This is a genomic window from Edaphobacillus lindanitolerans (assembly GCF_900156305.1).
Classification (GTDB): Bacteria; Bacillota; Bacilli; order Bacillales_A; family Planococcaceae; genus Bhargavaea; species Bhargavaea lindanitolerans.
Map to the genome: position 1 here is coordinate 442,691 of NZ_FTPL01000002.1, position 17,367 is coordinate 460,057.

Genomic DNA, 17,367 nt, shown 5'->3' on the forward strand with positions numbered 1-17,367 from the left:
CCTTCCGAAGAATGGCCCCCTTCCATTAATCTTTGACAGGCAGTTTGGGCTGGATGCCCTTCGTCAGCACGCTGAATGCCGTCAGGATGATCCACACCGCGAATACGAAGATGATCGCTCCGAACACGAAGAGGAGCATATTGGATTCGGTGCCCCACCAGGACCACTGGAAGAAGACTTGCTGGAACATCGCGATCAGCGTCATGAACAGCAGGAAGATCATCGGCACGATGGCGACCATATAGTTCCGTCCGAGCCGTTTCAGCCAGACGGCGATGAGCATGAGGCTGATGCCCGCAAGAAGCTGGTTCGCAGTTCCGAACAGCGGCCAGAGGAGGTACCCCCCGGAGCCGAATCCGTTCGGCCCTTTCGGGATGAGGACAAGTGCGGCGCTCGACAGGACTGCGACCGAAGTGGCGACATGCGCCTTGGCCAGGACCGGCATTTTGTATTCCATGCCGAGTTCGGCAATGATGTAGCGCATCAGCCGGACCGACGAATCAAGCGTGGTGGCGGCAAAGCTGATGATGATGATCGAGACGATGGTGGTGGCAATGCCCGCCGGAAGGCCGATTCCGCCGGCCAGAAGCGATGCCCCTTCGACAAAGTTGCCGAGCCCTCCGGCATTCGCTGCGCCGAACGAGCTGTACGCCGTCTTGAATGCGGCAGCGCTCGGGAAAAGCGTGACGACGGCGAGGATCGAGATCAGCGCGAGGACACCTTCACCGACCGCTCCGAGATAGCCGACGAAACGGGCGTCCGTCTCCTTGTCGAGCTGCTTGGCTGACGTCCCGGAAGAGACGAGTCCGTGGAATCCGGAGATGGCCCCGCAGGCGACCGTGATGAACAGCAGCGGGAACCAGGAAACGTCGGTCGTCGCATTTGTGGCCGGTGCCGTGATCGTCGGGTTCGTGAAGATTAGGCCGAGATACAATATCCCGAGACCGACAACAAGCTGATGGGAGTTGATAAAATCGCGCGGCTGGAGAAGTTTCCAGACCGGCAGGGTGGATGCAATATACACATACACCATGAGAACGACGATCCAGATGAGGAAGGCCGTCGACACGGAGCCGAGTCCGAACAGGCCTGCTCCTTCCTCGCCGCCCATCATGCCGACGAGGTCGACCTGAAGCCAGCTGAATTGGCTCGCAAGGATGGCGGCGCCGTACATGACGGCCAGCGCGATAAGGGACGGGACAAGCATCTTTTTCTGACGCTTATACACCGCGTAGCCAATCCAGACGGCAAGCGGGATCTGGATGAAGATCGGCAGCACGCTCGCCGGATACTTGATGAACAGATTGGATATGACCCAGGCAAAGACCGCATTGACCATCAGGACGAGAATCAGGATGATAAACAGGAACAAAATTTTCGCGCGCTGGCCGATAAGCCGGTCTGCAATCGTTCCGACCGACTGGCCTTTGTTCCGGACAGAAAGGGCAAGCGTCCCGAAGTCGTGCACCCCCGCAGCGAAAACCGTGCCGAGAATGACCCAGAGAAAGGCAGGAAGCCATCCCCAGTAGACGGCAATGGCAGGTCCGAGTATGGGCGCCGCACCCGCGACAGAAGTGAAATGGTGTCCCCAGAGGACGAATTTATTGGTCGGCACAAAGTCGACCCCGTCCTTGTATTTATGGGAGGGCGTCACATAATTCGGATCCAGCCTGAAAATCCGTTCGGCTACGAACTTGGAATAATAACGGTAACCAAGTGCAAAAACGACCATACCGATCACGGCAACCAAGATTGCATTCATCTCAACAACCCCCTAGTCATTTTGGCTTTGCGCCTTTCCTCCCTGTCCTCCCCCCTGCCGGCATGTCCGGTTCTTCTCCATCCCTGTTATGTATATGTTTCTCTTGTTGACTTATTGAAATTTCTATTAATTCAATGTTATCAAAGAACGGTAGTTATTGGGCTGGTTCTTTAGTCCTGTTTTTGAACACTTAAACATCAATGGGCAGTTTCGCACAGACAAAGATTCCGGGATAATAAAAAGAGTCATCCCCGGAATATGTGGGAATGACTCTTTTTGGACTGGTCAAGCAGCCGGCTTGCCACGGATTACAGATCCGCCTCAAGGAGGACCGGACAATGGTCGCTGCCCATCACATCACAGTGAATATCCGCACCGGTCAGCACTGGGGCAAGACGCTCGGAGACGAGGAAGTAATCGATCCGCCACCCGATGTTGCGTTCCCTGACTTTATTCATGTAGGACCACCAGGAATAGACATCGGTCCGGTCGGGGTAGAAGTGACGGAACGAATCAATGAATCCGGAGCCCAGAAGGTCGGTCATCTTCTGGCGTTCCTCATCAGTGAAGCCGGAATTGCCTACATTCGACCTGGCATTCTTCAGGTCGATCTCCCGGTGGGCGACGTTCATGTCCCCGCATACGATGACCGGCTTTATCCGGTCGAGTGCGGTCAGGTGATCGGAGAATTTTTCTTCCCATCCCAGCCGGAACGGCAGCCTGGCCAGGTCCCGCTGGGAGTTCGGCGTATACACATTCACCAGGAAAAAGCCCGGGAACTGCAGCGTCAGGACACGGCCTTCATCCTGCGAATCCTCTTCCCCCAGACCATATCTGACGGAAAGCGGCTTCCTCTTCGTGAAGACCGCAGTGCCCGAATAGCCTTTCTTCAAGGCGTAGTTCCAGTACTGATGGTAGCCGTCCAGCTCCAGGTCAATCTGGCCTTCCTGGAGCTTGGTCTCCTGTACGCAGAAAATATCCGCATCCACTTCGGCGAAGTAGTCCAGGAATCCCTTTTTCACACAGGCACGGAGCCCATTCACATTCCATGACACAAAGCGCATCTTGCCCCACTCCTTCCAAAAAGACCGGGCCCGCCGTCTTGCTGCGGGCCCGGTTCGTATCCTTATCCGAGATCGACGTTGTGGTAGACCTGCTGCACGTCCTCGAGATCGTCAATGGCATCGATCATTTTTTCAAATTGTGCCTGTTCGTCTTCCGAAAGGGAAACTTCGTTCTGTGGAAGCATCGTCAGTTCCGCGACCTGGAATTCGGAGATCCCGTTTTTGCCGAAGGCCTCCTGGACCGCATGGAAAGCGTCAGGTTCCGCATAAACGATGACCGTCCCGTCTTCTTCAAAGACGTCGCGGACTTCCACATCTTCATCCATGAGGAGCTCGAGCACTTCTTCCTCCGACTTCCCTTCGATCCCGAAGACTGCCGTTGAATCGAACATGTAGGAAACCGAGCCGCTCACGCCCATGTTGCCGCCGTTCTTGCCGAACGCCGCCCGCACTTCGGAGACGGTCCGGTTGACGTTGTTCGTCAGGGCATCGACGATGACCATCGATCCGGAAGGGCCGAATCCTTCATAGCGCATCTCGTCGAACGTCTCGTCCGATCCGCCCTTCGCCTTGTCGATCGCCCGGTCAATGATGTGCTTCGGCACGCTGTACGTCTTCGCCCGCTCCAGCACCATCTTCAACGCCTGGTTCGCTTCCGGATCCGGCTCGCCGCCCCGTGCGGCCATATAGATCTCCCGGCCGAACTTGGCATTGACCCGGCTTGTGCTCTGGTCTTTCGCTGCTTTCTTGTCCTTGATATTGTTCCATTTACGACCCATTTTCGGTTCACTCGCTTTCACGGTTTGGGCTTACTCAACGATTTATTATACCATTTTCTTTCAACAAAATAAAAGACAAGACGTCCAGAAAGATGAAAGAACGGCTCTGTGATATGATGGGAGGAAAAGTCATCTAGAAAGGCCGGGATCCAAATGGAAAAAATTCGACTGACCACATTGACAAAAAAAGGAGGCTGCGGCTGCAAAATCGGGCCTGCAGATCTCGCCGGGGTCCTTCGGGAACTGCCCGCTGCGGTACCCGATGCGAACCTCCTCGTCGGTCTCGATACGAGCGATGATGCCGGGGTCTACCAGCTGACGGATGATCTCGCACTTGTGCAGACGACCGATTTCTTCACGCCGATCGTGGACGATCCTTACGACTTCGGCCAGATTGCCGCCACAAATGCCATCAGTGACATTTATGCGATGGGCGGGAAACCGATCACCGCACTCAATATCGTCGCCTTCCCGATCGCCAATCTCGACAAGAAAATCCTTGCCGACATTCTCCGCGGTGCCGCGGATAAAATGGCCGAAGCCGGCGTTACACTTGTCGGCGGGCATTCCATCGATGACCAGGAGCCGAAATTTGGTCTTGCGGTCACAGGGACCATCCATCCTTCGAAAATCCGGACCAATGCCGGTGCCCGCCCGGGAGACAAGCTGATCCTGACGAAGCCGATCGGAGTCGGGATCTATACGACTTCCCTCAAGCGGGACCTCCTGTCCGAAGAAGATATCAGGGAAGTCACCCGCGTGATGACGACACTGAACAAGACCGCAGCCGAAACGATGGACAGCTTTGAGGTTCATTCGACGACGGACGTCACCGGCTTCGGCCTCCTGGGCCACGCCACGGAAATGGCAGAGGGAAGCGGTGCCGGCCTCATCATCTATTCGGATCAGGTGCCAGTCCTCCCCCGTACCCGCGAGCTTGCCGAACAGGGCGCCGTTCCGGGAGGCACTAAGAACAACCATGCCCACGTGGCTGACCGCGTGGACTATCCCGGCTCGATGGACGAGCTCGGCCAGTGGATCCTATGTGACGCCGTCACTTCGGGCGGGCTGCTCGCTTCCGTCGCCGGCGATGATGCCGAATCGCTCCTCCGGTCACTCCGGGATAATGGTGTGGATGCCCGGATCATCGGAGAAGTGACCGATGATCATGCCGGCCGGATCGTGGTCAAATGATTGAATGCAAAACAGAAAGAGATGAAACCGTCCGATGAAACGAGAATTGACACTCGATGAATTGTTTCAGTTGAGAGAAGCAGGCAATCATGCATTGGTCGACGTCCGTTCACCGAAGGAATACGGTGAAGGCTCGATGCCCGGTGCGATCAACATCCCGATCTTCGATGACGAGGAGCGGGCAATTGTCGGTACGATCTACAAGCAGCAGGGGCAGGATGCTGCGAAAAAACGCGGGCTTGAGATCTTCTCCGCCAAACTCCCCGCCTTCATCGACGAGTTCCGGAAGATCGGGACACCGTTCACCGTGTACTGCTGGCGCGGAGGCATGCGGAGCAAGACGGCTGCAACCGTCACGGACCTGATGGGCCTCCGCTCAAGCCGCCTGACGGGCGGCATCCGGACCTACCGGCAATGGATCGTCTCGGAACTCGAAAAGGAAACGTTCAACCCGCCGCTTATCGTGCTGAACGGCTACACGGGCTGCGGCAAGACCGCCATTCTCCAGCGCCTGTCCGGCGCCGGATTCCCGGTCATCGACCTTGAAGGCCTGGCCGGCCACCGCGGCTCGATATTCGGCGGGATCGGCCTTCAGCCGAGCAATCAGAAGAAATTCGATGCGCTCCTCGTCGGTCAGATGAAACGGCATGCCGATGCACCATACGTCGTCATCGAGGGCGAAAGCCGCCGGATCGGCAAAGCCGTGCTTCCGGACTTCTTCGACCGGAAAAAGAGAAACGGGACTCATCTGTTCCTCCGGCTTCCGGCCGAAGTAAGAGTGGAGAACATTCTGGATGATTACGACCCAGACCAGGATCCCGGCCGTTTTCTCGAGGCGTTTGAGCGGATCGAAAAACGGATCCATACACCGATCGCCCGTGAAATCCGTGAACATCTGGAGAACCGGGAATTTGCACCTGCCGTCCGGCTGCTGCTGGAGTATTACTATGATCCCCGCTACGAACATTCCGCCGGCCTGAGTGAAGACGACGACCGGCAGATCTTCATCGATGCGGCCGATATGGAAGATGCCTACCGGAAAGTCCGGCAGACGATCCAGCGACTCAGCCGGCACACCGATGAAATCGAAGCCGCTGCTTCGGACCTTGAAGCCCAATCATGAAAGAAGCCTATTAAACAGGGTGATCCGGATACACCGTTTACGGTGCCGGATCACCCTGTTGTTATTTTTGCGGCCATTCGCCCTCCATCTGATCCGGCCGATTTCGATGATGCCCGCCAGCCGCCACCGGCTCCCGGGAAGCAAGAATTTCCCCCGGTTCATCCGTTTTGCAAACCGGAAGGGATTATGCTAAATTAGAATTATTATAATCTAAGAATGGAGCGAATGACATTGGACCCCTATACGCCTGCCATCCACTTCAGATCCGTCTCCTATGAATCAGGCGGGAAGCAGATACTCAAAAATATCACCGGCTCTTATCCGGCGGGCAAGATCACGACACTTGTCGGGCCTTCCGGCGCCGGCAAGACGACGGTCCTTAAAATGTGCAACGGACTTCTCTCCCCTACTTCCGGGGAGATCACTGTCGACGGCCGGCCGATCCGTGAGATTGAACCGACAACGCTGAGACGACATGTCGGGATCGCCCTGCAGGATGCGCCGGTCATTAAAGGGACGGTCTGGGACAACCTGGCGTTGCCCGCCCGTCTGCAGAAGAAAGAGCTTTCCAGGAAGGATGCCGAGGGCTGGCTCGAGGATGTCGGGCTCGGAAAAGAGTATCTGAATGCAAAAGCGACCGAGTTGTCGGGCGGACAGCGACAGAAGGTGTCCATCGCCCGCACACTCGTCAATCAATCTGAAATACTCTTGCTGGATGAAATCACTTCTGCACTCGACCGGACGTCCCGCAGGGAAATTGAGGAACTGATCGTCCGCATTAACCGGAAGTACGGGACGACCATCCTCTGGATCACCCACAATCTGGAGCAGGCGATTTCAATCGGCGACTATGCATGGGTCCTCATGGACGGGGAACTCATCGAAACCGGGGAAAGCAGCCTGCTCGTACATCCGGCCGATCCCCGTGTCGCACAATTTGTAAAGGGGGGATCCGAATGACGCCGCTCTCCCTCGCGCTCACGCTGATATTCGTCATCATTCCGCTTCTGCTTTCAAAAACACTCCGGCTCGGCCTTGAGAAAGACACGCTGATTGCCACGGTCCGTTCAATTATCCAGTTGTTCGCGGTCGGCTATATCCTGAAATTCGTCTTCGAATCCGACAGCTGGATCTATATCCTGCTCATGGTGGCGCTCATGATCTTCGCGGCCGTCCAGAATGCACGCAAAAAAGGAAAGTCGATCCCCGGCATCACGTGGAAGATCACCGTCACCATCATTGCCGTCGAAGTCCTGACACAGGGAATCCTTCTCGGATTTTCCATTGTTCCTCCGGAAGCCCAGTACATCATTCCGATCAGCGGAATGATCGTCGGCAATTCGATGGTCCTGTCGATCCTGTTCCTCAACCGGTTCACCGCCGAAATGGAGGCGCACCGTGACCGGGTGGAGCTGATCCTCTCCCTGGGAGGGACACCGAAGCAGGCGATCCACGCCCAATTGACCGATGCCATCAAGGCCAGCATGATCCCGACAATCGAGAGCCAGAAAACGATGGGCCTCGTCCAGCTGCCCGGCATGATGAGCGGGCAGATCATCGCAGGTGCGGATCCCGTGCAGGCCGTGCAATTCCAGTTGCTCATCCTGTTCCTTCTGCTGACGACTGCCGCGGTCTCTAGCATCCTGCTCGGATTCCTCTCTTATCCGTCACTGTTCAACGAGCGGATGCAACTGCTCCGTGAACAGACGATCGACTGATCCTTCTCTGCACTGCTTCAAGAAGCTGCTGAAAAAGTACAACAAGAGCCAACACTGCTGTTTCAAGGGTGTCGGCTCTTTTATGTAGCTGGAATGTACAGCTTCTTTCCGCTGCGGTGGCTTGCTATCCGCGGGCGGTCCGCGAGTCTCCTCGGCCCTCTGTACCCTCTTTTCCCTCAGATGTCTGGTCCCCTCCGCTCCAATCACTGATAATCAATTTTCACAAATCCTGCACCGGGAATCCTTCCCGCCAAAAAGAGGGATTCACCCGCCGCCAATCGAAACCGTGTAGAGAGGGACCTGTCCCAGAACATGACGCGGAGAATGATCCGGACAGTCAGAACTTTTCCGGAAACACGATAGGAGGCGCCGATATGTATAAACGCATTTTGTTGGCAGTGGATGGATCGGAAAATTCCTTGCGTGCGGTCAGAGACGCTTTTGAATTGGCCCGAATCTCGGAAGGCGCTGTCGAACTCGTCTATGTCATCGATTATCCCAAAATGGTGAACGCCATGTCCCATATCGACCGGATTGAGCAACTCGACCAGCAGCACCGGCAGCGGCTGCTGCCCGTTGAGAGCCTGCTTGAGTCAGAGGGCATTCTGTATGAATGGACCATTTTGCGGGGAGAGCCGGGCCCGACGATTGTCAATTATGCAAACGCCAATGCCTTCGACCTCGTCGTCGTCGGCAGCCGGGGCCGGAATCCGCTGCAGGAGTTCGTCATCGGAAGCGTCAGCCACAAAGTGTTGAAGCGTGCCCGGTGCCCGGTGCTCATCGTGAAATGAAAAGACGGAAGCCGCATGGGCTTCCGTCTTTTGGGTCAGATCAAGAATTAATGTCTCCAGTTTTTAAACATGCCGAGCGCAATGATGGCGATAAATGCGACCAGTGCCACAACAATCAGGATCTGCAGAAGGTTATCTCCTAGAAAGTGCGTATCCAAAGTGGTTCCTCCTTAACTACATGCAGTCTGTCGGTCCTCACGGGCCTGCATTACTTATTATAACTCCTACCCGCTAAATACGGTATATATGCATTTTCCTTTTTTTGACCCCGGCCTTTGCGGCACGAGTCTGAGGATCCATTTATTGCCCGTTTTCGTCCGACAACTGCGCTCCGACTGTCCCCTGGTGGAACATCATCCTCCACCGGCCGCCGGTCCTTTTCCAGATGGAGCTCCGGTTTGCGTAATCACCGGATGACCTGTCCACTGTCCGGTACGTGGCCAGGACGACATCCGCCGCCAGTTCAGTCACCCTGAACTGTTCGATCTCCACCTTAATTTCCCCGAGAGAGCCTGCCTCCATACAGTCAGCTTTTGTAAAAGACCGGCCGGATTTGCCGAACTCAAAAAAGCGGTCATCCAAGATCGGTCCGAACAGGCTTGGATCTTTCCGGATTTCGTCTTCCAGCAGCCGACTTTCAAGTTTTAGGATTTCATCGCAAAGCAACATACATCCTCCGCCCCTTTCCAATGATATTCATGAAAACAAAGGACACGCGGAAACCGCGTGTCCGGAACTCGCATATTTATTGTGCTTTAGCCTGAAGCGGACGGGCACGGCCATCCACCACTTCCACCTGCCACTGATCGTTGACATAGAGTCCGATGATTTCAACATCCAGCCCCCATGTGGAGATCAGTTCAATCGATTCCCGGATCCTCGCTTTTTTTAACTCTCCATCCACCGCATGGCCTGCACAGTCGTAATGGCCGGCAATCGCCAGCACCGTCGAACCGTGCTTGTCGGTGGAAACACGGACCCGCTCGAGGATCGAGTCGATTTTGTTCTGGTTGTTGCTCAGAAGCACTTTATTCGGCCCGGCTTCGGTGACCGAGTCGACGTATTTTGCGTTATAGCGGTCTTTCATCCACTGGATGACCGGCTCTTGCACACGCCCATCCATGCAATTGATGACTGTTACAAATTCTTGCTGTTCCATTCGCTGTCCCTCCAATTTCCCGGACCGTGGTGGACCGTAGGATCGGTTCTGTCCGTCAGCGGATCACCTTGCCCTTAAGCATACCAATTTTCATTGCTGATTGACGAACGATTTGTCGAATTACCGAAAACTGATTCGAACGGCATAAGACCTTTGGTCTATACCCGGGCACGTCAGGCGGTTTTTTCCCCTGCCGCTTTCCACTCTTTTATGCCATGGACGAGAATGTAGAGAACCAGCGAAACGATGATCACCGCTGCGAGCATCTTGTACATTCCGGCATACCCGAGCGTCGGAACAAGAAGCCCAAGAACGTACGGACCGAAACCGACCCCTGCATCCAATGCGATGAAATAAGTCGACGTGGCCAGGCCGAGCCGGTGCGGGTCGGCCACTTTGATGGCGATGGCCTGCGCACTGGACTGGAAATTCCCGAACCCGAGCCCGATGAGTATACCCGACACGAGAAGCATCCAGTTCACCGAAGACGTGCTGAGCAGGAAAAGGCCGCCCGAGAAAAGGATCAATGCCGGAATGACGACAACGTTCGCGCCTTTCAGGTCAAGCAGGCGTCCGGTGAACGGACGGGAGATCAGGACTGCGATCGCATAGACGAGGAAGAAGAAGCTCGATGCGGTCACGAGACCGATTTCTTGCGCATAGAACATGATGAAGCTGAGCACGCCTGCGTAGCCGAGGGCGACAATGAGCGTGACGAGCGCGATCGGCAGGGCACTTTTCTCCATGAAGCTCCAAATGCCGAACTTTTGTTTTTCCGTGTGGACTGGCGCATTGACGGAAGAAGCCGGATTTTTGAGGGACAGGCCCATAAACAATCCGATTGCCGCAAGCACGAGACAGAAAACAAAGATCATGTTGAAACTCATATATTTCGTCAGCAAAATTCCAAGGAAGGGTCCGATGGCCGCAGCCAGCACGGCACTCATGCTGTAGTAGCCGATCCCTTCCCCCCTGCGGTCAGGCGGCAGGATCTTCGCAACGATGGTCCCGGTCGCGGTAGACCCGATCCCCATGCCCATCCCGTGGAAGAAGCGGACGAGCAGCATGAGCGGAAGATTCACTGCCGCAAAATACAGAGCGCCCGTGATGAGATAAAGGATCAGGCCGATCAGGAGGATCTTCTTGCTTCCGACCTTCTCAACGATTGCTCCCGCGATAAAGCGTGCAACGAGCGCACCGATAATATAGATACCGGAAACAAGACCCGCCGTGCTGGCGCCGGCGTTGAATTGTTCAGAAGCAAAAGGCCCGATTGTCACCATCAGCAAATACATGATGAGCATCAGGAAAAAATTGATTGCAGAGACGAAGACAAAGTCCTTCGTCCATAGCTTATGTTCTTGTTTCGTTTGTTCTTGATTCATGTGAACCCTCTTTCTAGACATTAGGATAAAACAATCCGATCAGTCGATCAGATTTTTTCGGATCAGGGAAAAGAACTCCGCCATTCTCATCTGGTCTTCCCTCGGAATTCCGCGGAGCACTTCCTCTTCGACTGCAGAGACGGCATCAAGTGCCTGTTCATAAACCGCCCGGCCTTCCTCAGTAAGGAAGAGGATTTTCTCCCTGCGGTCCCGGCCGGCCTTGAAATCAATCAGGCCCCGTTCATGCAGCTGCTGCAGATTGCGGGAGACGGTCGGCTTTTCAACGTTTTGCCGGAAAGCCAGTTCTGCAGGTGTCATTTCACCTTCCTCGGCAATGATCCTGAGAACCGACCAATGGGGAACCGTCAAACCTCCCTCCGCCAATACGCCCCCGACTTTGGCGATCAGGGGGCGGTATAAATCTGTGAACCTCCGGAAAAAGAGCTGATGCGGAAGCAGTTCCATCGTGCACCTCCCGATATCATATAGTTAGTTTTGCTAATCAACCATATTATCTTATCATATTATTCCCTTCGTTGAAACCCCCCGCCTCCCCGGCCTTTGAAAAGTGACCTTCTTCCCAATAAGAAAAAGCGCCGGTCAGAAGGTCTTCAGGACCTTCCGCCAAGCGCCGGCTGCACGTTTACAACGGATCCTGCCGTCAATCCGGATTAGTTCGCCTTTTCTCTTTCCGGCAACGGCAGGATGGGGTCCGCCGTATATTCCAGCTTCATCTTTTCAAGCTCCAGCTTCATCTTTTCTGTTTCTGCAATGAAGTTCTGTTGTTTCAGCTGCTCCAGTTCCAGCTCCTCCCGGATCCCTTGGTGCCTGAGCTTGGCCATCTTGCGCTGATGGTCCGTAATGATGGCCGAGATTGGTATGGTGGCGCCGATTGCCACAATGATGATCACCCACAGCAAGATACATCCTCTCCTTTACGTTCTTTGTTATATATCTACACCAAAAATTCCTCCATGGTTTCAATACAAAATGGACGAAAGGATATTTTGCGCCAATTTAATTTATTTTCAGGTTGATTAATCATACCCACTGTTGCATAATCATTCTTAATATTCGATTTCAGGAGGGGCGCGGATGAAAAAAAGGCGCATCGTCGTCAAAATCGGGAGCAGTTCACTCACGGACCGGGCGGACGGCTTATCGGCAGAGCTCGTTTCGGAACATACCGCAGCCATTGCCGCACTTGCACAGGCGGGCCAAGAAGTGGTTCTCGTCTCTTCCGGTGCCGTCGCTGCAGGGTTCCGGAATCTCGGCTATCATTCGAAACCCGCCTCGGTCGTCTCCAAACAGGCAGCCGCTGCAGTCGGCCAGGGTCTTTTGATGGAAGCGTACACAGAGGAATTTAAAAAGCACGGGATCATCACCGCCCAATTGCTCCTTACCCGCCAGGACCTCGTGAACAAAGACCGGTTCCACAACACCGGCCGCATGCTGGAGGAGCTTCTCAAACGGCGGGCCGTGCCGATCATCAATGAAAATGATTCCATTTCGGTGGAGGGCATCACATTCGGCGACAACGACATGCTGTCTGCACTCGTGGCCGGCCTGATACATGCCGACCACCTGATCATCCTGACGGATGTAAACGGGATCTATGACGGCAACCCGCACAACGAACCGGAAGCGAGAAAATATACGTACATTGCCGAAGTCCATGATGGCCTTTTGAAAGCTGCGTCCGGGCCCGGGTCTTCCGTCGGAACTGGAGGCATGAAATCGAAGGTGCTTGCCGCGCGGATTGCAGGTTCGCTCGGTGTCCAGGTGTTCATCGGCACGGGAAACGGCCCTGAAAAGCTGCTTGATATTGTCGAAGGACGGGGGGACGGCACGTATATCGGCAGCACCTCCCGCCTGTCCGGCAAGGACTCCAAGCGGTGGATGGCCTTCTGTTCGGTCCCGTCCGGTACGTTGACGGTCGATGACGGGGCGGCAAGGGCCCTTTCCGCCAAAGGAACGAGCCTGCTCCCTGTCGGCATCACGGGGGTCAGCGGAACGTTCCGGACGGGCGACGTCGCCAATGTGGTCGACCCGCAGGGCAATCTGGTCGGCAGAGGCCAGGTGAACTATCCGTCGGACGTCATAGAAGAAATCATCGGAAGGACCGGCGATGAGGCCATGAAAATATCCGGCGGGACTACGCCCGAAGTGATTCACTGCAACCGGTGGATCCATCTGCAAAAAGAGGAGGCCGTCCGATGATGATTGATTCGCAAACGGAGACGGGAACTGAAGAACTGAGGAACAAAGGAAAGGCCGCCAAACAGGCAGCCGCCGTGATGGCGTTGCTGGATCCGGTCAGCAAAAACGCCGCCCTGCTGGCAATCGCCGAAAATCTCGAGAAAAGGACGGCCGAAATATTGGAGGCGAATGGGCTGGATCTCGAGCATGGCCGAAACGCAGGCATGGCAGATCCGCTGATTGACCGGCTGATGCTGGACGACGGCCGGGTACGGGAGATGGCATCCGCACTGCGGGAGCTGGCCGTCCTCCCCGATCCGGTCGGGGAAGTTGTGGACAGCTGGACCCGGCCGAACGGACTAGAACTCACGTCCGTCCGGGTTCCCCTCGGGGTTGTCGGAATCATTTATGAAGCAAGGCCGAATGTGACGGTCGATGCAGCCGCCCTTTGTCTCAAGACCGGCAACGCCGTCATGTTGAGGGGCAGCTCCTCCGCCATCCATTCGAACACCGCGCTCACCGCCGTCATCCGGGATGCCATTTCCGCAGCGGGTCTTCCTGAAGGGGCCGTTCAGCTGATCGGGGACACCAGCCGCAAAACGGCGGCCGAACTGTTCAAAATGAAAGACGTGCTGGATGTCCTCGTTCCCCGCGGCAGCGCGGCGCTGATCCGGACAGTCACGGAACAGGCGACCGTACCGGTCATCGAAACGGGTGCCGGCAATTGCCATGTCTACATCGATGTGACAGCGGAAAAGGAAATGGCCTTGCGGATTGCCGTCAATGCCAAGACCCAACGACCTTCCGTCTGCAATGCAGCGGAAACCATCCTGATCCATAAACACTGGCCCCATATGCCCGAGCTTGTCCGGACTCTGCTGGACAAGGAAGTGGTCATCCGCGGAGATGAGCAGGTCTGTTTACTGTCCGGAGAAATCATCCCTGCATCCGGCGATGACTGGTCGTCCGAGTTCCTCGGCCTGGAAGCGGCGGTCAAGACTGTTTCGTCCACCGAGGAAGCGATCGGGCATATCAACCGGTACGGCACCCGGCATTCCGAATCCATTGTGACAGGTTCGCCTGCCGAAGCCGAAAAGTTCCTGGCCGGCGTGGATGCAGCGGCGGTCTATCACAACGCATCCACCCGGTTCACCGACGGCTTTGAGTTCGGGTTCGGCGCAGAACTCGGCATCAGCACCCAGAAACTGCACGCCCGCGGGCCGATGGGCCTTCCCGCACTCACCTCGGTGAAGACGGTCATCCGGGGCAGCGGCCAATGCAAGTGACCATCAGTGCCATCCATATGTAAGAAACGTGAAGGCTGCCGCGGACGGCAGCCTTCTTTTCGCTTGCACCGTCCGGTTTAGCACGGGTTGCACCGGGGGAATAATGAACCGGAAAACAAGCCGTGCCGCAAGCACGGAAAGGAGGCGCCATGACAACCGAATCCATTCAACCGTCGGAAGATCCGAGACACCACCGCCTTTCACGGAATATGTGGGCCGGAATCCTGTTCGGCCTCGGGTTTGTCGCTTTTGTCGATGAGGCCGTTTTCCACCAGATCCTCCATTGGCACAAATTCTATGACCGGTCTTCCACCGCCGCCGGTCTCGTTTCAGATGGCCTGTTCCATGCATTCAGCTGGTTTGCGACCGTAGGCGGCCTGTACCTGGTTGCCGATTTGAGGAGGCGGCAGGCGTTCCGGCACAAGATGTTCTGGGGAGGCAAACTTCTTGGAGGAGGCGCGTTCCAGCTCTACGACGGAACGATCCAGCACAAGCTGATGCGGATTCATCAGATCCGGTACGAAGTGGACATCATCCCCTATGATCTCGTCTGGAACGGTCTCGCCGTAATCATGATCGTCATCGGACTTGTGTTGATCCGTTCGGCGAGGAGAGACGGTTTCCGAAAGGAGGCACCGGTCCATGCATGACGGTTTTTCCGGCATCCTGAATCTGACAATCGGATGCGGGAGCCTCCTGTTGGGAGTCCTGTCGATTATTCTTTACTTTACCGGCGTATTTCGGTCGCGCCGGAAAGTGCGGCTCCGGCACTGGCCGACCTGGCGGGCGTTCAGCTGGTGTGCCGGGACGTTCTTGGCCGTACTGACACTGTCGGTTCCCTTCATGGAAGCGGCCCACCACGACTTCCGTCTCCATATGGCCGGCCATCTGCTGCTGGGGATGGCCGCCCCGCTCCTCCTGGCCCTCGGCGCTCCAGTCACCTTGCTGCTCCGTACATTGGATACTTCCCGAGCAAGAAAAGCAGCCGGCTGGCTGAAGAAACCAATCTTCTCTTTTTACCGACATCCCGTCACCGCATCCGTCCTGAACATCGGCGGACTGTGGGTTTTGTACGCCACTCCGCTGTTCCATGCCATGCACAGCCATCCGATCGTCTATCTGATCGTTCATGCCCATGTATTTTTGGCGGGTTACTTGTTTACAGTGTCCATGATCTACATCGATCCGGCCCCAGTGCGCCACAGCCCCCTCTTCAGAACGGCCGTATTCATCCCTGCGCTGGCTGCCCACGGCATTTTGAGCAAATACATCTATGCGTACCCGCCGGTCGGAGTCCCGGCTGATCAGGCAAGGCAGGGGGCGATGCTCATGTATTACGGCGGCGACCTGATCGACCTGGTTCTCATCATTCTCTTGTTCAGGAGCTGGTACAAACAGACCGGAACACGCACAAAGCGGTTTATCGAAAAGAAGCCTGCCCCTTCCTGAAAGGGCAGGCTTCTACATTTTGATCAGCATTCATGAAACGAGCTTGAGCCCGATGACGCCGATGAGGATGACAAGCAGACTGAGCACCCTCTGCCGGTTGTGCGATTCTCCAAACAAGATCATGTTCAGGATGACCGCTCCTGCCGTCCCGAGACCGACCCAGACGGCGTAGGCAATGCTCAGCTGCAGATAATCAAATGCCTGGTACAACAGCAGGAACGACAAACCGAATCCGCCGAGATAAAGAAGCGTGTTCACGACGTTCTTTTGCTGGCTGTACAGATGCAGGCCGACCGCGCCGGTCACTTCGAACACGGATGCAGCCATGACAAAGATCCAGCCCATTATGATTCCGCCCCCTTCTCTTCGTTGCCGTCAGCGAGCTTCAGGCCGATCACGCCGGCGATGAGCAAGACGATGAAGAACAGCTTCGCCATGTTCATCGTGCCTCCGAACAGAAAGACGTCCATGGTCACGGTGCCCACCGACCCGACAGCCGCGAATACCGCATACACCGTTCCGGTCGGCAGGTTCTCGCAGGCTTTGGCAAGAAAATGAAAATCAACGAGGATGACGGCGATAATGACGGCCCATTGCCACCAATGGGTCGCCGTGCTGAATCCATACACCCAGAATAGTTCAAATGCGCATGTCAGCGCTACATAAATCCATGACTTGTTCATCCGTAAAACTCCTTTGATGATGGTGAATGACTATCAGTCATTCACATTCAAAAATTCAGCCCTACATCTGCAGGGCGTGTTTGAGAAATTCCACCAGTTCTTCTTTTTGTGCTTTCTCCTGGCCGGAGTCATATGAATCATACAGGTAAACCTGCTCCGCGGCGGACTCCGTCAACCCGACAACCAGCCGGGCCAGCCTGAGCGAATCAGCCTGTCTCACATGCCCCCCGGCCTGCCAGCGGCCGATCATTTCGGAGACTGTTCCATACAGCGGTGTATAAATCTGTTCCCATTCTTTCACATGCTCCGTCGAGGACAGGCCGGCATACACGAGCGCGGACACATCCCTGTATTCGCCGGTCACTTCAAACACCGCCGCCGTGAACTGCCGGAGCTGCTCGTCCCAGCTGTCGTCCGGGATCACCGCCTGAAGGACTTTCTCTTCAAGCTGGCCGACCATCTTGGCTGCGATTGCCGGCATGACGGAAAGCTTGGACGGGAAATACAGATAAAACGTCCCCTGTGCAATTTCCGCTTTCGAGACGATATCCGACACTTTTGAGCGCTCGATCCCTTTTTCACGGAACACCTCGATCGCTGCGCGGATGATCCGTTCCCGCTTATCCATAGCTCCCCCTCCTGACTGACTATCAGTCATTATACACCGTTCTCCCCTTCCGGTCAAAGGCGTCCGAATCAGAAACTTTGTACCTCCGTGCTTTATTCCCTACAATCGGACTGTAGGTCAACTATTCTGAAAGGGGATGGTGGAACG

General features: G+C 55.6%; 20 protein-coding genes. 9 read left to right on the top strand and 11 right to left on the bottom strand.

Features of this window, described 5'->3' with window-relative positions; all coding sequences use genetic code 11:
* Positions 1 to 25 precede the first annotated feature (25 nt).
* From B0B07_RS08275 to B0B07_RS08285, 3 genes are all read right to left on the bottom strand, one after another.
* On the bottom strand, positions 26 to 1,762 hold the full coding sequence (locus tag B0B07_RS08275; protein ID WP_076758010.1) for a carbon starvation CstA family protein: 1,737 nt from the start codon (positions 1,760 to 1,762) through the stop codon (positions 26 to 28).
* A 308-nt stretch (positions 1,763 to 2,070) separates the two neighbouring features.
* On the bottom strand, positions 2,071 to 2,826 hold the full coding sequence (locus B0B07_RS08280) for an exodeoxyribonuclease III (protein ID WP_076758011.1): 756 nt from the start codon (positions 2,824 to 2,826) through the stop codon (positions 2,071 to 2,073).
* A gap of 62 nt (positions 2,827 to 2,888) precedes the next feature.
* On the bottom strand, positions 2,889 to 3,605 hold the full coding sequence (locus B0B07_RS08285) for a YebC/PmpR family DNA-binding transcriptional regulator (protein ID WP_076758012.1): 717 nt from the start codon (positions 3,603 to 3,605) through the stop codon (positions 2,889 to 2,891).
* 153 nt (positions 3,606 to 3,758) lie between these two features.
* Between B0B07_RS08285 and selD the strand changes: the two genes are divergently transcribed.
* The 5 genes from selD (at position 3,759) to B0B07_RS08310 (ending at position 8,431) form a co-directional block, all read left to right on the top strand.
* Positions 3,759 to 4,799 (top strand): selenide, water dikinase SelD, encoded by a 1,041-nt coding sequence (selD, locus tag B0B07_RS08290; protein WP_076758015.1) that lies wholly within the window; start codon positions 3,759 to 3,761, stop codon positions 4,797 to 4,799.
* Positions 4,800 to 4,833: 34 nt separating this feature from the next.
* Positions 4,834 to 5,922: a tRNA 2-selenouridine(34) synthase MnmH gene (mnmH, locus tag B0B07_RS08295; protein ID WP_076758017.1), complete on the top strand. Its 1,089-nt coding sequence runs from the start codon at positions 4,834 to 4,836 to the stop codon at positions 5,920 to 5,922.
* Positions 5,923 to 6,147: 225 nt separating this feature from the next.
* The gene (locus tag B0B07_RS08300) at positions 6,148 to 6,882 is read left to right on the top strand and encodes an ABC transporter ATP-binding protein (RefSeq protein ID WP_076758435.1); all 735 of its coding nucleotides are present in this window, start codon (positions 6,148 to 6,150) and stop codon (positions 6,880 to 6,882) included.
* On the top strand, positions 6,879 to 7,640 hold the full coding sequence (locus B0B07_RS08305) for an ABC transporter permease (RefSeq protein WP_076758019.1): 762 nt from the start codon (positions 6,879 to 6,881) through the stop codon (positions 7,638 to 7,640). Before B0B07_RS08300 ends, B0B07_RS08305 begins: the two co-directional genes overlap by 4 nt.
* Before the next feature lie 374 nt (positions 7,641 to 8,014).
* Positions 8,015 to 8,431, top strand: coding sequence for a universal stress protein (locus tag B0B07_RS08310; protein ID WP_076758020.1), 417 nt, complete (start codon positions 8,015 to 8,017; stop codon positions 8,429 to 8,431).
* A 300-nt stretch (positions 8,432 to 8,731) separates the two neighbouring features.
* On the opposite strand, the gene B0B07_RS08315 is transcribed toward B0B07_RS08310, so the two are convergent.
* From B0B07_RS08315 to B0B07_RS08335, 5 genes are all read right to left on the bottom strand, one after another.
* Positions 8,732 to 9,097 carry a nuclear transport factor 2 family protein gene (locus tag B0B07_RS08315; RefSeq protein ID WP_159438435.1) on the bottom strand — a complete coding sequence of 122 codons (366 nt, stop codon included), beginning with the start codon at positions 9,095 to 9,097 and terminating at the stop codon, positions 8,732 to 8,734.
* Positions 9,098 to 9,176: 79 nt separating this feature from the next.
* Positions 9,177 to 9,590, bottom strand: a complete 414-nt coding sequence (locus tag B0B07_RS08320; RefSeq protein ID WP_076758023.1) for a carbonic anhydrase — start codon at positions 9,588 to 9,590, stop codon at positions 9,177 to 9,179.
* Between the two features lie 173 nt (positions 9,591 to 9,763).
* Positions 9,764 to 10,975 (bottom strand): MFS transporter, encoded by a 1,212-nt coding sequence (locus B0B07_RS08325; RefSeq protein WP_076758025.1) that lies wholly within the window; start codon positions 10,973 to 10,975, stop codon positions 9,764 to 9,766.
* A gap of 39 nt (positions 10,976 to 11,014) precedes the next feature.
* Positions 11,015 to 11,440, bottom strand: a complete 426-nt coding sequence (locus B0B07_RS08330) for a MarR family winged helix-turn-helix transcriptional regulator (protein ID WP_076758026.1) — start codon at positions 11,438 to 11,440, stop codon at positions 11,015 to 11,017.
* A gap of 206 nt (positions 11,441 to 11,646) precedes the next feature.
* On the bottom strand, positions 11,647 to 11,886 hold the full coding sequence (locus B0B07_RS08335) for a hypothetical protein (RefSeq protein ID WP_327078185.1): 240 nt from the start codon (positions 11,884 to 11,886) through the stop codon (positions 11,647 to 11,649).
* Between the two features lie 184 nt (positions 11,887 to 12,070).
* Here B0B07_RS08335 and proB point away from each other — a divergent pair, with 184 nt between their 5' ends.
* The 4 genes from proB to B0B07_RS08355 all read left to right on the top strand — a co-directional run bounded on the left by proB (position 12,071) and on the right by B0B07_RS08355 (position 15,909).
* Entirely contained in the window at positions 12,071 to 13,195 is a 1,125-nt protein-coding gene (proB, locus tag B0B07_RS08340) for a glutamate 5-kinase (RefSeq protein ID WP_076758028.1), read from the top strand.
* Positions 13,195 to 14,460 carry a glutamate-5-semialdehyde dehydrogenase gene (locus B0B07_RS08345; RefSeq protein WP_076758436.1) on the top strand — a complete coding sequence of 422 codons (1,266 nt, stop codon included), beginning with the start codon at positions 13,195 to 13,197 and terminating at the stop codon, positions 14,458 to 14,460. The genes proB and B0B07_RS08345 overlap by 1 nt, the downstream gene beginning before the upstream one ends.
* 149 nt (positions 14,461 to 14,609) lie before the next feature.
* Positions 14,610 to 15,110, top strand: a complete 501-nt coding sequence (locus B0B07_RS08350) for a DUF2243 domain-containing protein (RefSeq protein ID WP_076758029.1) — start codon at positions 14,610 to 14,612, stop codon at positions 15,108 to 15,110.
* Positions 15,103 to 15,909, top strand: coding sequence for a cytochrome c oxidase assembly protein (locus B0B07_RS08355; RefSeq protein WP_076758031.1), 807 nt, complete (start codon positions 15,103 to 15,105; stop codon positions 15,907 to 15,909). Before B0B07_RS08350 ends, B0B07_RS08355 begins: the two co-directional genes overlap by 8 nt.
* Positions 15,910 to 15,939: 30 nt before the next feature.
* Here B0B07_RS08355 and B0B07_RS08360 read toward each other — a convergent pair whose 3' ends face one another.
* From B0B07_RS08360 to B0B07_RS08370, 3 genes are all read right to left on the bottom strand, one after another.
* Positions 15,940 to 16,254 carry a DMT family transporter gene (locus B0B07_RS08360; protein WP_076758033.1) on the bottom strand — a complete coding sequence of 105 codons (315 nt, stop codon included), beginning with the start codon at positions 16,252 to 16,254 and terminating at the stop codon, positions 15,940 to 15,942.
* Positions 16,254 to 16,592: a DMT family transporter gene (locus B0B07_RS08365; protein ID WP_076758037.1), complete on the bottom strand. Its 339-nt coding sequence runs from the start codon at positions 16,590 to 16,592 to the stop codon at positions 16,254 to 16,256. Before B0B07_RS08365 ends, B0B07_RS08360 begins: the two co-directional genes overlap by 1 nt.
* Before the next feature lie 61 nt (positions 16,593 to 16,653).
* Complete coding sequence (locus B0B07_RS08370; RefSeq protein WP_076758039.1) at positions 16,654 to 17,220, bottom strand: TetR/AcrR family transcriptional regulator; 567 nt, start codon at positions 17,218 to 17,220, stop codon at positions 16,654 to 16,656.
* Between the last annotated feature and the right edge of the window lie 147 nt (positions 17,221 to 17,367).